Source organism: Pseudomonas sp. B111, from assembly GCF_026428275.1.
GTDB classification, from domain to species: Bacteria; Pseudomonadota; Gammaproteobacteria; order Pseudomonadales; family Pseudomonadaceae; genus Pseudomonas; species Pseudomonas aeruginosa.
Genome location: NZ_CP097857.1, coordinates 837,573 through 852,149, shown reverse-complemented (window position 1 = coordinate 852,149; position 14,577 = coordinate 837,573). Strand labels below are relative to the sequence as shown.

Sequence of the window (14,577 nt, the reverse complement as noted above, 5' to 3'; positions counted from 1 at the left end):
GGCGGCGATCAGTGCAGCTCGGCGCTCTCGCCCACTTTCAGCAGGGTCATCAGGCGCCCGACCAGCGGCCCGATCTCCGGCAGCTTGCGGCGCTCCAGCGGGTTGTCGCGCAGCGGCAGGCCGACCTCGATCTCCTCGACGATGGTGCCCGGCCGCGCGCTCATCACCAGGATGCGATCGGACATGGCGATCGCCTCGACCAGGTCGTGGGTAATGAACAGCGCGGTCTTGCGTTGCTCGCAGAGCATCCGCGCCAGGTCCTGCTGGAGGATCATCTTGGTCTGCGCGTCGAGGGCCGAGAACGGCTCGTCGAGGAACAGCACCTGCGGGTCGGTGGCCAGGGTTCGGGCCAGGGCGGCGCGTTGGCGCATGCCGCCGGAAAGCTGGAACGGATAGTGCTCGGCGAAACCGGCGAGGTGGCACTTCTCCAGCATTTCCTCGGCGATGGCGCGCCGTTCGCCGGCCGCGCGACCGTCGATCTCCAGGCCCAGCTCGATGTTGCGGCGAATGCTGCGCCAGGGCATCAGCAGGTCCTTCTGCAACATGAAAGAGACCTTGCGTACCGGACCGCTGACCCGCTCGCCGCCGACCCGCACCTCGCCTTCGCTGGGTGCGTAGAGACCCGCCCCCATGTTCAGCAGGGTGCTCTTGCCGCAACCGGACGGCCCGATGATGGACACCACCTCGCCGCGGCGGATGGCCAGGTCGAGCCCCTGCACCGCGAGGGTCGCCGCGCTTTTGCCGCGGCCCGGAAAATGCTTGGCGACGCCGCGGAATTCGATTTCGAGACGGCTATCCGCAGGAGCGGCTACAGGTAGCGAATGCTCGGAAGTGAGGATGCTCAACGACGTCGCTCTCATCTGGACTAAGCCTCTTGTATTGTTTTATATATGAAACATCGTTTTAAATATAAAACTTGCAGAAGCCATGCCAGATGAAAGTTCACCGGCGAAACAGCCTTGTTTCGAGTATTAAACTTTTAAAATCAGAGAGTTGAATTAAAGCGCGGAGAATTACCGAGGAATCCTGCGACGAAAGGCGCTCCGAACGGTTTTCACGCGGTTCGCCAGGCTTCCGGGAAGTGGGGCGTTGTTGCACACACAAGGAGCAACATTGCTCCATTCGGTAACAGGGGAAGGTTTCCTGACAGCCACATCGCTCGCTTGAACGAGTGCCGCAGGCTCTCGACCTCTGATCGCAGCAACTCCCCTGCTTATATAAGGACGAGGGTCTTCGCAGCGAAGACTTCAGGCCGAGGCAGACAGGGACGAAACGACTGCGGCGGTCCCGGACACACCGGGCTGCGGGTGGCGCGGACGCCACCCTCGCCCCGGAGCCGCGCCAGGCGACTCCGGGCGTGCAACCTCAGGGTCGCAGTTCGAACAGCGCCGGCAGCGGCGGCCACTCCGAAGGCACCTTGCGGAAGCGACTGAAGCCGGCGGCCTCGGCCATCTGCCGCGCGCGGTCCTCGCCCATGAAGGCGCCGAGGCCCTCGCCGCCGTGGGACAGCGAACAGGTCATGCAATACAGCGTGCTCTGCGGGTACATCACGCGACCGAACAGGTTCATGTTCTCGTGCAGTTCCTGCGACAGGTTGAGCTCCACCATCAGGTAGGTCCCATCGTCGGCGGTCGACTCGCGCAGGTCCTTCATCATCTGCTGCGGGTCGGTCGCGTCGTGGATGACCACGAAGGTCGTGACGAAGTCGAACTTCTTGCCCGCCAGCGCATCGGAATCGCTGACCTCGAAGCGCACCCGGTCGCCGACCCCCGCAGCCTCGGCGTTCGCCCGCGCGCGTTCGATAGACGGCGCGTGGAAGTCACAGCCATAGACCTGGGCTTCGGGGAACGCCTTGGCCATCATGATCGCGGCCAGCCCGCTGCCGCAGCCGAAATCGAGCACGCTGCCACCCGCCTGGAGCTTTTCCTTGACGCCATCCAGCGAAGGAATCCAGTGCTGCACGAGGAAGTGCTTGTACCAGGGCATGGTCATGCGCTCCATGCCTTCCCAGGTTTCCAGCGGGAAGGATTCCTCGGGGCAACCGCCGCCGCAGCGGAAGGCCTCGATGATCTTCGGCGCCATGCTCACGAAGGGCACGCTCAACTGGATGATCCCGCCGGCGAAATAAGGCGAGTCCTCGTCGGCGAGCACCGGGACGAACTCGGCCGGCAACCGATAGCTCCTGCTCTGCGGATCGTAGGCCAGGTAGTTGCCGGTGACCATGCTGCCCAGCCATTCGCGCAGGTAGCGGGTGGTGTAGCCGGTCTGCTGCGCCAGCTCCTCCAGGGTCACCCATTGGCCATGGGCGAGCGCCTTGAACAGCCCCAGGCGGTCGCCGATGTAGAGCATCGCGCCGCGCAGGGTATTGCCGTAGTCCTCCATGATCCGCGCTGAAAACTGCTTGACCTTCGCGGTTTCGATCTCGTTAGCCTTTGTCATTCTTGTTCTCCGTTGATGTGCAGTACCGTCGCCTCTGGCGGCGGGTGATTCAGTGGTGGCTGGCGACCTTGTCCAGCACCTTGTCGACGATGGTCCCGGCCATGCCGAGATGGGTCCGCGGCTCGAACAGCCTGGCCAGGGTTTCCTTCGGCATGACGGCGCCCACCCGCGGATCCGACTCGAGCGCCTGGCGCATCGGAATCCGCTTGCGCTGGCAGGCCTGGGTGATCTCGAAGATGATTTCGTAAGCGCTGCTCTTGCCCAGTTGCTTGGCCATCTCGAAGACGAACGCCTCGGTACAGATCGCATCGCTGTATGCATTCGCCGTCCGCGCCATGGTCTCGTCGTGGACCGTGAGCCCGTCGATGGTGTCGGTCAGCAGCGACAGCGCCATCAGCGCATAGTGGGAAACGTCCGCCACCGCACACCATTCCAGGCGCGTGCCGCGGTAGTCCCGCTCGTGCTCGAGGATCATGGCGTCCAGCGCGAGCAGGACCTGGGCCTTGGCCAGCCGGGCCAGCACCACGACCTGCTCGCAGCCTTCCGGATTGCGCTTGTGGGGCATGGTGCTGCTACCGATCTGCTGCTGCGTCCAGCCCACCTCCAGCTCGCCGATCTCCCAGCGGTTCAGGGTGCGGATCTCGTCGGCGATCCGCGCCAGGGACGCGGTGACCATGGCCAGGGTACTGACGAACTCGGTAACCCGGTCGCGGGACACGTGCCAACCCGCCAGCGGCACGTCCAGCGACAGCCGCCGCGCGAAGCTTTCGAGCAGGAGCATGGCCTCGTCGCCGAAGGCGGCCATCGTGCCCACGCCGCCGAACAGTTGCACCACCAGAATCCGCTTGCGCGCCTCGCCCAGGCGTTCGCGGTGACGCAGCAACTCGTCGATCCAGCCGGCCACCTTCAGCCCGAAGGTGGTTGGCAACGCCGGGATCGAGTGGGTCCTGGCGACCATCAGCGCATTGCGGGTCCCGCTCGCCAGCACCGAGAGCCGGTCCAGGAGGATGTCCAGCGCCCGCTCCGTTTCATCCAGCACATCGCGCATTTCCAGGGACTGCGCGGTGTCCTGGATATCCTGCGTGGTCGCGCCGAAATGCACGTACTCGCGCGCGCTGGGGCTGCAGTTCCGTTGCAGCGCACCCAGCAGGGGCATCAGCGAGTGCCCGGTGCTGGCCACACCCTCGGCGATCTGCTGCAGGTCGACGGCCGAAAGCCTGGCGGCCTTCGCGATCTCCAGCGCGGCCTCGGGCGGGATGACGCCGACATCGGCCTGCGCCAGCGCCAGCGCCGCCTCCACGTCGAGCCAGCGTTGCAGGCGGCAGTGGCTACAGAAGATCCGCCGGCTCACCGGACCGGCGTAGCCGCCGCCATGGGTTTTAGAGTCAACGATGTGACTGTGTTCGTGCTTGCAGGACGACTCGGCCGGTGCGCCGCCGAAGCTCTGCGGATGCGCGGTGCACGAGGAACGGGCAAGCATTTCCAGCGATTCAGCATCCATCACCTATCCTCCATCACGTACTGGGACTGACCGGGATTTCCTTGGGAAGAGGCGGCGCCTTCGGGCCTGTCGCCCGACGCGCCGGTTCGTGGTTTGCCGGCGACCAGGTCGACCATCTCCGCGGCGAGGCCGACGTAGCCGACGGGGTCGAGCAGTTCTTCGAGCGCCTCGGCGCTGAAACAGCCGCGCAACCTTGGCTGCCCGAGCAGCGCCTCGCGGAACGGAACGCCCTGCCGCTGGGAGGCCTGGGTTATCTCATGGAGCAGTTCGTGGGCGGTCTGCTTGCCGAACTGCCCCGCCAGCGCGAGCATGACCCGCTCCGACAGGATCAGCCCACCCAGCAGGTCGAGGTTGGTGCGCATGCGTTCCTCGCGCACCTCGAGCCCCTCGGCCAGCACCGCCTCCATGCGGGTCAGCAAGGCGCCGGCGTAGACGAACAGCTCCGGCAACGCCGCCCACTCGATGCGCCAGGCGGTGCCGTCGCGCTCGTGCAACTGGAACGCGGCATCGGTGAGCGCCACCATCTGCGCCCGCACCAGCCGCGACAGCGCGCTGACCAGGTCGACCGACGACGGGTTCCGCTTGTGCGGCATGGTGCTGCTGCCCACCTGTCCCGGCCGGCTGCCCTCGCGTACCTCGTCGATTTCGCTGCGCTGCAGGTGGTAGATCTCGTTCGCCACCCGGCCCAGCGTCACCGACACCTGGACCAGCAACCCGGCAACCTCCAGCACCCGGTCCCGGGCGCTGTGCCAACTGGTCGACGGCGCGCCGAGGCCAAGCCTGGCCAGGGTTCGCCGCTGTAGCTCGAAGCCCTGGGCGCCGAACGACGCCAGGGTTCCCACGGCACCGGTCAGGTTGCCGACCAGGACGCGTTCGCGCGCTTCGTCGAAGCGCGCCAGGTGACGGTCGATTTCATCCACCCAGACGGCGACCTTGTAGCCGAAGGTCGTGGGCAGCGCCTGCTGCCCGTGGGTGCGTGCAACCATCGGCGTGTGCTGGTGGCGCAGGGCAAGCGCCAGCAGATGGCCACGGATCGAGTGCAGGAGCCCGAGCGCATGGCCCCAGGCTTCCTTGACCTGCAGCATCAGCCCGGTGTCGAGGATGTCCTGGGTGGTCACGCCATAGTGCACGTACTCCCCCCAGCTACCCTCGCACGACCTCGCCAGGGCGCGGATGGTAGGCACCAGCAGGTGCCCTGTCTCCAGGCTTTCGCGGCCCAGTTGGGTGAGGTCGAAGCGCTCCACCTGGGCGGCGCGGTCGATCTCCCGCGCCGCCTCGTGGGGGATGATGCCCATCTCGGCCTGGGTCGCCGCCAAGGCTCGCTCGACATCCAGCCACCTCCGCACCTGGTTGGTATCGGAAAAGATCGCGGCGAATGCCGGGGACGAGTAGGCGCCCCCGTGTATACGGGATTCCGTAATGTGACTTGGCATTTTCGAGTGCTCGCTTTGTCCCGGTGGAAGTCACTTGACGCTCTGCATCTCTTCCCAGATCGCGTCGTAATAGGCCCTTTCCACACGGAAGTGCTGCGATAGCGAGGTCAGGAACGCATTCTGGAACTGCACGTCCGGAATCCGCCGCGCGATGAGTTGCCATTCGCGCTTGGCCCGCGGCGGTACGAGGCTGATGTGGACCTTGTAGTACTCCGCCTGGTCCTCGCTCAGGCCGGCCTGGAGCAGGGCCCGATAGAGCTTTTCGTGGTTCCCCGGCACGACCAGTTCGGTGATGTAGAACACCGCCAGCCCCCAACCGACCTCGGCATGCCGGAAGGCACGGGCGCGATTGTTCAGGTAGGCGATTTCCTCGGGCATCGTCGAGACGGCCTGGAAGTCCGCCTCCAGGCCGATGGCTTCGAGCAGCTTGGCCAGCAGGCGCGGATGCGAACCCTTTTCGTCTTCCTCGCCCAACTCGCCATAGAGGTAGCGCGCGAGCGCCGCGGCCTCGTCCACATCGGTCAGGTTGACCAACAGGTCGGCCGCATCGCGGTACAGGCGGAAGGTGCGGAACCACTGGTGACGGAGGAACACCTGGAGCTGCGCGCGGGAGGCCGAGCCGGAGAACACGTACTGCGACATCGGGTGCCGCTCGCGGGACTGCGCGGCGATTTCCTGTTCGAGACGCTTCTGGAAATCCTCCTCGGACAGCGCCCTGGAAAGATCGGCGGCGGGCATGAAACGCTCTTCGACGCGATAGATCGCCCGGGCCAGCCAGCGCCGGGTCTGGGCGGTCGCCACGTCGTCGCTCAACGAAAGGACGTAAAGCAACTGCTGGTACGCGGCATAGGCCTGGCGGTCGCCCTTGAGCCCTGCCTCGGCCAGCGCGGCCAGCTTGCTCGCGGCGCTATCGATCTGGCGGGAAGTAGCGTGGACGGCCAGCGCATCGGCAACGATGCGTGCTTCATCGATGGGCAGGTTCTGCAACTGCGGCAGGGAAAAATTGCGGGTATTCATCCTGTACTCCTTGTTCTTGTTCTGGATAGGCATCAGGCCATGGCCAGGGAATTCGCCTGCATCTGCTCCCAGAGCAGGTCGAAGTAGGCCCGGTTGATTTCGAAGTGGCGCGCCAGCGACTGCATGAACTTGCGCTGGAAGTCTTCGCTCGGCGCGAACTTGGCGATCAGCGCCCACATCTCCTCGGTATCGATCTCGTCCTGGGTGCCGTGCAGGCGATGGAACTCGCTGGGTTGCTCGGGCACGCCCAGGCGCTGCAGGAGTTCGTAGATGCGCCGGTGGTTGACGCAGCTCACCGACTCGACCGCGTACAGGAGCGCAAGGCCCCAGGCGACATCGGTGTGCCGCACGCAACGGATACGGTTGTTGAGGTAGGCCTTCTCCAGCGGATGCAGCGCCGGGAAATCGATGCGCAGCGGAATGTCGAAGTAGGTCATCAGGTGGGACAGCAACGCGGGGTGCGAGCGCTCCGGCGTCTCCGCCCCGGCCTCGCCGTAGAGGTTGCGGTAGAACACCGAGGCGTCCTCGATGTTTTCGAAGCGGAAGGCCAGCTCCGCCAGGAGGCTGTAGAAGTTGTAGGAACGGACCCAATGGTGTTCCAGGAAGAAGCGCACGTCCTCGACCGGCGGCGTGCCCTGGAACAGGTGGACCGACATGGGATGGCGCACCCGGCTGCGCGCCTCGATCTCGGCGTCGACCTTCTTGCGGAACTCCTCCACCGGGACGGCGCTGAAACCGGCCGGCTCGGGAGCGAAACGATCCTCGACCAGGTAGACCTGGCTCGCCATCCAGCGGCGGGTCGGCTCCGTATGCGGATCGCTGCCTACGTGCAGTTCCAGGAGCAACGCCTGGTACTGCGCGTAAGCCGAAGCATCACCGCTCAGGCCTTTGGCCGTGACCGCGAGAATCGCCTCGAGCGCGAGCGTGATCTGGTCCAGAGAGGCACCGGGTTTCAAGGCTTCAGCCAGGAGAGCCGATGCATTTCGGGCAGGTTCCGACATTGTCCGCGGGGAACGGATATTCATATCGGAGGAAGAATTGCAGCATTGCTGTAACGGATTTGAAGTCATTTGGATCACCCTTGTTTTTGTTGTTGTGCGGGGCGACCGTAAAGCTTGCCACGGTGGCAAGGTCAAGCAATGCAGCGGCCTTGTCGGCGGACAACGGAGTTCGCCGAAAGGTGCTCTTCGATAACACTGGATGCGCTGCGAAAAACCCCGAGCTAAAGGCCTTCGAATCCATCGGAGAATAACTTTTAGGGTTTCCTGTCAGCGCCTCTTGCCGTTCACATAACTGTCACCTCACGGCCGACTGAAATATTGATTTACAAATTCCAAAGCGTTCTTTCCACAATAGCCAAGCGCCATTGATGGCATATGGAACGCGGACTTCAATGAAAATCATTTTCCTATTGCCGGCACTGGGCGAAACGCTACTATTCGCCCCTACGCCTGCGTCATGCCCATGCGCTCAACGGCCCTCCGGATAACCGGCCTCGCTCAACGCCTCGAGGAATGCGTGCTTGTCCAGAGTGCTCTCGACCCTGGCCTCGCGCCGAGGGGGATCGGTCTCTACGCGCGCCTGGGGATCGACGCCGTGCAGGATACGGGTGACAGTCTTGGCACAACCGCCGCAGGTCATGTTCGGAATATGGAAAGAAAACATCGCAACCTCCTGGTTTGTTGACTCCTGCGAACCATGAGTCCTGCCATCGTGACAAGGTCAACTCATAAATCTCTCAGGTAAACCAAACTTTCAAAAATTCATATGAATAGTTCCAGAGGTTATTCCGCAAACTTAAAACAACGAGCAAAGCCAAGTTCGAACATATAGAACAACTCCGCCAGACAACCTAGATACCGCGTCAGCCAGCTCCACTCACCATTGAAGAACCTCTCGACGATATTCTCCGTGCGGCGCGAGCGCAGAGGCACAGGAGTGACTTCGTTCAATAAGAAACGGCGGGCAGCCGGAACGTACCTGAAGAACAGTGAGAAAGTAATGCTTCCCCACTCTTCTGAACATTGAAGTCCCGAGCAGATACTTTCCATCTGCCCTCTTCACTCATCCATCTGAATGAACTACCGAAAAGAGTTCGGAACCGACTTATCGATAAGGCGGACAGGGACGAGCGATCCGCGCCAGGCAATCCGTACTCCCGGGGTTCGCCAAATAACCGGAGGACGCGCCGCACGGCCCTCGACCCAGGCAGTCGAGCGAAGGCCGGCGGCTGATCAGGAGCGACTGTCGCGCTGCCGTGCCACGCCTGGAGAGGTATCGTCGGTAGCCACGCCACAGCGCCGCGCCCCCGCGCAGGCTTCCCAGCCACCACCCAGCGCCTTGTAGATCCCCACGACGGCAAGGCGCTGCTCGGTGCGCGCGATGCTCAATGCGCGCCGGCTGAGGTAGTCCGAGCGTTCCGCCTCGAGCACGTCCAGGTACTCGCCGTCCCCCTGGACGAAGCGCTCCCGGGCCAGGCGCGCCGCCTCGCGATTGGCCGTCGCCTCGAGCAGGCGCAGGCGGAGCCTGTCAGCGGCAGCGCCATAGCCGTTGAAGGCATCATCGGTCTCCTGCAGGGCGCGCAGCACCGTCCGGTCGTAGAGGATCAATGCCTCCTGCGCACGGGCTTCGCTGGCGGCGATCCGCGCCCGCACGCGACCGCGGTCGAGTAACGCCCAGCGAATCACCGGGTTCAGGACGTTGAAGGACGTACCACTCTCGTCCAAAGCATCGAGATTGCCGGCGACCAGGCCGATCGAGCCGCGTACCTCGACCTGCGGATACAGCCCCGCGGTCTCGACGCCGATACGTGCGGTCGCGGCCGCCAGGTTGCGTTCGGCCGCGGCGATGTCGGCGCGACGCGCCAGCAGTCCCGCCGGGTCGCCGACCCCGAGGGTGCGGAGCGTCAGCCTTTCCCCGGAGGCGCGGGCGACCGGCGGGCTGAAGGCCTGCGGGGCTTCCGCGAGGAGAACGGCCAGCGCATTGCGGGTGGCGGCGCGGCGCCGTTCGAGGTCGGGCACGGCCGCCTCGACGTTGTGCAATAACGCTTCGGCGCGCAACCGGTCGAACTCGTGGGCGGAGCCGGCGCTGACCAGGCGTTCGACCATCTCCAGGCTGTCGCGCTGGTTGCCGGCGATGTCATGGACCACCGCAAGTTCGGCCTCGATGCCCTGTAGCTGGAACCAGGTCATGGCAACCGTAGCCGCGACGCTCGCCTGCACGTTGCGCAGCAGGGCCTCGCGCGAACCCGCCTGCGCCTCGGCGGCCTCCACCGAGCGCCGCACCCGGCCGAACAGGTCGATTTCCCAGGAAGCATCCAGCGCGCCGCGATAGGTCTCGATGTCGCGCTGCTGGCCGGCCGGTGTTTCCACCTCGCCGCGCCGCCGGGCCTGGTAATCGAACGCCGACCCGCCGCGCGGCAGGAACTCCTCGCGGTTCTCGCGCAGCAGCGCCTTCGCTTCGTCCAGGCGCGCGCCGGCAAGGGCGATGTCGAGGTTCACCGCGAGCGCCCGCTGGATCAGAGATTCCAGGGCTGGCTCGTCGAACCCGCGCCACCACTCGACCTCCACGCCACCGCCATCGATACCCACCGGCATCGCGCCGAAGCTGGCCGGTGCGGACGCGCTCGGCGGCGCATAGTCGGGCCCCACCGCGGCACAGCCGCCCAGCAGGATCAGCGCGCTCAACGAAGACCGCAGGTATGGCTTCATGGACGGCCTCCCTCCAGATGCGCCAGGCTGCCGCCGGCGCGTCGCTCCAGGCGCGCCGCCAGTGCCCGTACCAGTACGTAGAACACTGGCGTGAGGAACAGGCCGAACAGCGTCACCCCGAGCATCCCGGCGAATACCGCGACGCCCATGGCCTGGCGCATTTCCGCTCCGGCGCCGCTGGCCATGACCAACGGCACCACGCCGGCGATGAACGCCAGCGAGGTCATCAGGATCGGCCGCAGGCGCAGGCGGCAAGCCTCGACCACCGCCTCCAGCGCACGGGCGCCCTCGGCCTCCAGCGTGCGGGCGAACTCGACGATCAGGATCGCGTTCTTCGCCGCCAGGCCGACCAGCACCACCAGCCCGATCTGGACGAACACGTTGTTGTCGCCGCCCACCAGCCACACCCCGGCGATCGCGCTGAGCAGGCACATCGGCACGATCAGCAGGACCGCCAGCGGCAACAGCCAGCTGTTGTACTGCGCGGCGAGGATCAGGTAGGCCAGCAGCACGCACAGCGGGAAGATGAACAGCGCGCTGTTGCCGGCCAGCTTCTGCTGGTAGGTCAGGTCGGTCCATTCGAAGGTCATGCCCTCGGGCAGCACTTCGCCGGCCAGGCGCTCCATCAACGCCACCGCCTGTCCCGAACTGACGCCGGGAAGCGCGCCACCGCTGATATCGGCCGACGGATAGCCGTTGTAGTGGATCACCCGGTCGGGACCGGAGCTGGGCGTCACGGTGACGAACGAGGACAGCGGCAACATCGCCCCGGCGGCATTGCGTACCTGCAGGCGCCCGATGGCTTCGGCCTGCATGCGGTGCGGCGCATCGGCCTGGGCAGTGACCTTGTAGGTGCGCCCGAAGCGGTTGAAGTCGTTGATGTACAGCGAGCCGAGGTAGACCTGCAATGCCTCGAACACATCGGCCAGGCGAACGCCCTGGCTCTTCACCTTGGTGCGGTCGACCACCACCTCGAGCTGCGGGGCATTGATATCGAAGCTGGTCATCAAGCCCCCGAGCTGGCCGGACTCAGTGGCCTTCATCATCAGCACCTGGGTCTGCCTGGCCAGGGCTTCCAGCCCGGCGCCGCCGCGATCCTCGACCTGCATCTTGAAGCCGCCGATGGTTCCCAGCCCCGGTACCGGCGGCGGTGGGAAGACCCCGAGGAAGCCGTCGGGAATGCTGGCGAACTTGGCTTGCAGGCGCCCGGCGATGGCCAGCGCGCCGAGATCGGCGGAGGTGCGCGATTCGAACGGGTCGAGCATGAAGAACATGACCGCGGCGTTCGGCACGTTGACGAAGCCGTTCACCGACAGGCCCGGGAAGGCCACGACGCTCTCCACCCCCGGCTCGTCGAGGCCGATCCGGGACATCTGCCTGACCACCGCATCGGTACGCTCCAGCGACGCTCCGTTCGGCAACTGGGCGATGCCGACCAGATAGTACTTGTCCTGCATCGGCACGAAGCCCGGTGGCACCGCCTGGAAACCGACCCAGGTCAGGCCAAGCAGGCCCCCATACACCACCAGGGCCAGGCCGCTCACCCGCACCACCTTGCGCACCGCGTTGCCGTAGGCCTCGGGGGCATTTCGCAACGGTCGGCCGAGGACCTGGAGCAGTCGCTGGAAGCGCCCCGCCACCGCATCTCCGGCCGGCCGCGGACGCAACAGCAGGCCCGCCAGGGCCGGGCTGAGGGTCAGCGAGTTGAGCGCCGACAGGATGGTGGAGATGGCGATGGTCAGGGCGAACTGACGATAGAACTCGCCCTGCAGGCCACTGAGAAAGGCCGTGGGGACGAACACTGCCGCCAGCACCGAGGTGATCGCCATGATCGGTCCGGTGACCTCGTCCATCGCACGCCGCGCGGCCTGGAGCGGCGGCTCGCCGTTCTCGATGTGGCGCTCGACGTTTTCCACCACCACGATGGCGTCATCGACGACGATGCCGATCGACAGCACCAGGCCGAACAGCGACAGGGTATTCAGCGAGAAACCCATCAGATGCATGATGGCGAAGGTGCCGACCAGCGAGACCGGCACGGCCATCAGCGGAATCAGCGAAGCACGCCAGCTACGCAGGAACAGCACCACCACCACCACGACCAGCAGGATCGCCTCCAGCAGGGTGGTGGCCACGGTCTGCAACGAAGCGCGGACGAACACTGTCGGGTCGTAGGCGATGCGCGCGCTCAGGCCGGCCGGGAAGTTGCCTTCGAGCCTCGCCACGGTGGCACGCACCGCCTCGGCGGTATCCAGCGCGTTGGCTCCGGGGCTCTGGACGATCTGCAAGGCCACCGCCGGCTCGCCGTCCAGCAGGCTGCGCAGCGCATAGGCATCGCCGCCCATCTCGATCCGCGCGACGTCGCGCAGGCGCGTCACCTGGCCGTCGGCGCCGGTGCGGACGATGATGTCGCCGAACTGCTCTTCGTCGCTCAGGCGCCCGAGGGTATTCACCGTGACCTGGAAGGCCGCGGTGGAGTCCGGCGCCTGGCCGACGGCGCCGGCCGCCACCTGGACGTTCTGTTCGCGTACCGCGGCGATCACCTCGCCCGCCGTCAGTCCGCGCGCGGCGATCAGGTCGGGGTCGAGCCACAGGCGCATGCTGTACTCGCCGGCGCCCCACACCACCACATCGCTGATCCCCGGCAGGCGCAGCAGTTCGTCGCGCACCTGGAGGTAGGCGTAGTTCGAGATGTACAGCGGGTCGTAGCGCTGCTCCGGCGACAGCAGGTGCACCACCATGAGGATGTCCGGCGAGGTCTTCTGGGTGACCACGCCCTGCCGCTGCACCTCGTCGGGCAGGCGCGAGAGCACCCGCGAGACCCGGTTCTGCACCTGGATCTGGGCCATGTCGGGATCGATGTGCTGGTCGAAGGTGATGGTCAGGATCATTCGCCCGTCGGTGGCCGACTGCGAGGACATGTACAGCATCCCCTCGACCCCGGTGATCGCCTGCTCCAGCGGTGTCGCCACCGTCTGCGCGATCACGTCGGGGTTGGCGCCGGGATAGGCGGTGGTCACTTGCACGGTCGGCGGCGTCACCGCCGGGTATTCGCTCAGCGGCAACTGGAAGAACGAAACGATGCCTCCGATCATCATCAGCACCGAAAGAACGATGGCGAAGATCGGCCTATCGATGAAGAAGCGTGGGAATGTCATTGTGCGGCCCCCACGGTCTTCGACAGGTCGACGGGCGTGCCATCGATTTCCGCAAGGAGCGGCGTGATCTGCATGTCCGGCCGCACCAGGCCCTTGACGACGATGCGCTCGCCCGGCTGCAGGCCCTGGCGGACGACCCGCAGGCCGTCGACCATCGGGCCGAGTTCCACCGGCCGGTACTGGGTCTTGTTGCCTTCGTCGACGACCAGCACATAGCGCCGGCCCTGGTCGGTGCCGATGGAATGGTCGGCGACCAGCACCTGCGCGCGAGGCTTGCCGGTCTCCAGCCTGACCTTGGCGAACAGCCCCGGCGTCAGTTGCCCGTCCGGGTTGTCGACCACCGCCCGAACCCGGACCGTGCCGGTCCCGCGGTCGGCGGCATTGGCGAGGAAATCGAGGCGACTGCTTCGTCCATAGGACTCGTCGGTGAGCAACGCCACCTTGACCCTGGGGGCCTGCTCACCCTCCCTGCCGCGGGTCGGCGCCAGGGCCTGCAGGTAGGTGCGCTCGTCGACATCGAAGTACACGTACAGCGGATCGACCGAAACGATGCTGGTCAGCGCGGTGACGCCATTGGTGACGTAGTTGCCCTCGGTGACCTGGATATGCCCGACACGCCCGCCGATCGGTGCCGTGACCCGCGTGAAGCCGAGATCCAGTTGCGCCGCGTCGAGGGCGGCCCTGGCCGCATCGACCTGGGCCTTGCTGGCATTGCGCGAGGCGATGGCGCTGTCGAGCCGCTCCCGGGCGACGACCTTCCGCGCATACAGCAGCTCGGCTCGCTCGTGTTCGGTGCGCGCCAGCAACGCCGCGGCCTCGGCCTCGCGCAGGCGCGCCCTGGCGGCATCCTGCGCCGCCTTGAACACGCGCGGGTCGATGAGGAACAGTTGCTGGCCCTTCTCTACCAGGCGGCCTTCCGGCACCGTAACGTCCTGGATGTAGCCGGCGACGCGCGGCCGTAGTTCTACCTGCTCGACAGCGGTCAGCGAGCCGGTGAACTCGGCGTAGGGTGTCACCGGGCGAACCACCACCTCGGCGACGGGAACGCTTGGCGGGGCGCTCGCCGCCCCGGGCGGCGCCGATTCCCCGCAGCCAGCGATAAGGGCCGCGACGCCTAGCGTCGCGGTGATGCGGATGAAGTGTCTGAGATTCATTGTTGTGCCTTCCTGGTCTGAGCCTGCATGGCCTGGCTGGACGAAACCGCTTCCGTGGCCGGTTATCGACCTTGACACCTTGGCAAGGTCAACCCCCCTTTTTCCGTCCTCATGGCGAAGGCGCAGCGAGCTTTCGGCAGCTCACCGGGGGCGGGACACCTGGCA

General features: G+C 65.8%; 11 protein-coding genes. All 11 read right to left on the bottom strand.

Annotation, left to right across the window (positions count from 1 at the left end; all coding sequences use genetic code 11):
- Positions 1–8: 8 nt before the first annotated feature.
- Entirely contained in the window at positions 9–860 is an 852-nt protein-coding gene (locus M6E97_RS03900; protein ID WP_003130104.1) for an ABC transporter ATP-binding protein, read from the bottom strand.
- Between the two features lie 505 nt (positions 861–1,365).
- The gene (locus tag M6E97_RS03895) at positions 1,366–2,439 is read right to left on the bottom strand and encodes a class I SAM-dependent methyltransferase (RefSeq protein ID WP_003092054.1); all 1,074 of its coding nucleotides are present in this window, start codon (positions 2,437–2,439) and stop codon (positions 1,366–1,368) included.
- A 49-nt stretch (positions 2,440–2,488) separates the two neighbouring features.
- A complete protein-coding gene (locus tag M6E97_RS03890) occupies positions 2,489–3,940 on the bottom strand; it encodes a class-II fumarase/aspartase family protein (protein ID WP_012613756.1) in 1,452 nt (483 codons plus the stop codon).
- Positions 3,940–5,373, bottom strand: a complete 1,434-nt coding sequence (gene purB, locus M6E97_RS03885) for an adenylosuccinate lyase (RefSeq protein WP_023092603.1) — start codon at positions 5,371–5,373, stop codon at positions 3,940–3,942. Before purB ends, M6E97_RS03890 begins: the two co-directional genes overlap by 1 nt.
- Before the next feature lie 30 nt (positions 5,374–5,403).
- Entirely contained in the window at positions 5,404–6,390 is a 987-nt protein-coding gene (locus M6E97_RS03880; protein WP_003110004.1) for an HOASN domain-containing protein, read from the bottom strand.
- 32 nt (positions 6,391–6,422) lie between these two features.
- Positions 6,423–7,460, bottom strand: coding sequence for an HOASN domain-containing protein (locus M6E97_RS03875; protein WP_033939502.1), 1,038 nt, complete (start codon positions 7,458–7,460; stop codon positions 6,423–6,425).
- A complete protein-coding gene (locus M6E97_RS03870) occupies positions 7,351–7,632 on the bottom strand; it encodes a hypothetical protein (protein WP_162483816.1) in 282 nt (93 codons plus the stop codon). Before M6E97_RS03870 ends, M6E97_RS03875 begins: the two co-directional genes overlap by 110 nt.
- A 228-nt stretch (positions 7,633–7,860) precedes the next feature.
- Positions 7,861–8,055, bottom strand: coding sequence for a heavy-metal-associated domain-containing protein (locus M6E97_RS03865; protein WP_003092060.1), 195 nt, complete (start codon positions 8,053–8,055; stop codon positions 7,861–7,863).
- Positions 8,056–8,624: 569 nt separating this feature from the next.
- Entirely contained in the window at positions 8,625–10,100 is a 1,476-nt protein-coding gene (opmE, locus tag M6E97_RS03860) for a multidrug efflux transporter outer membrane subunit OpmE (protein WP_034005717.1), read from the bottom strand.
- The gene (gene mexQ / locus M6E97_RS03855; RefSeq protein WP_033939504.1) at positions 10,097–13,258 is read right to left on the bottom strand and encodes a multidrug efflux RND transporter permease subunit MexQ; all 3,162 of its coding nucleotides are present in this window, start codon (positions 13,256–13,258) and stop codon (positions 10,097–10,099) included. Before mexQ ends, opmE begins: the two co-directional genes overlap by 4 nt.
- The gene (gene mexP / locus M6E97_RS03850; protein WP_003124272.1) at positions 13,255–14,412 is read right to left on the bottom strand and encodes a multidrug efflux RND transporter periplasmic adaptor subunit MexP; all 1,158 of its coding nucleotides are present in this window, start codon (positions 14,410–14,412) and stop codon (positions 13,255–13,257) included. Before mexP ends, mexQ begins: the two co-directional genes overlap by 4 nt.
- Between the last annotated feature and the right edge of the window lie 165 nt (positions 14,413–14,577).

Excerpts from the sequence above, each read along its gene's own strand:
- purB (WP_023092603.1), bottom strand. The coding sequence starts at position 5,373 with ATGCCAAGTCACATTACGGAATCCCGTATACACGGGGGCGCCTACTCG.
- M6E97_RS03890 (WP_012613756.1), bottom strand. The coding sequence starts at position 3,940 with ATGGATGCTGAATCGCTGGAAATGCTTGCCCGTTCCTCGTGCACCGCG.
- mexP (WP_003124272.1), bottom strand. The coding sequence starts at position 14,412 with ATGAATCTCAGACACTTCATCCGCATCACCGCGACGCTAGGCGTCGCG.
- M6E97_RS03875 (WP_033939502.1), bottom strand. The coding sequence starts at position 7,460 with ATGACTTCAAATCCGTTACAGCAATGCTGCAATTCTTCCTCCGATATG.
- M6E97_RS03870 (WP_162483816.1), bottom strand. The coding sequence starts at position 7,632 with ATGGATTCGAAGGCCTTTAGCTCGGGGTTTTTCGCAGCGCATCCAGTG.
- opmE (WP_034005717.1), bottom strand. The coding sequence starts at position 10,100 with ATGAAGCCATACCTGCGGTCTTCGTTGAGCGCGCTGATCCTGCTGGGC.
- M6E97_RS03900 (WP_003130104.1), bottom strand. The coding sequence starts at position 860 with ATGAGAGCGACGTCGTTGAGCATCCTCACTTCCGAGCATTCGCTACCT.
- M6E97_RS03880 (WP_003110004.1), bottom strand. The coding sequence starts at position 6,390 with ATGAATACCCGCAATTTTTCCCTGCCGCAGTTGCAGAACCTGCCCATC.
- mexQ (WP_033939504.1), bottom strand. The coding sequence starts at position 13,258 with ATGACATTCCCACGCTTCTTCATCGATAGGCCGATCTTCGCCATCGTT.
- M6E97_RS03865 (WP_003092060.1), bottom strand. The coding sequence starts at position 8,055 with ATGTTTTCTTTCCATATTCCGAACATGACCTGCGGCGGTTGTGCCAAG.
- M6E97_RS03895 (WP_003092054.1), bottom strand. The coding sequence starts at position 2,439 with ATGACAAAGGCTAACGAGATCGAAACCGCGAAGGTCAAGCAGTTTTCA.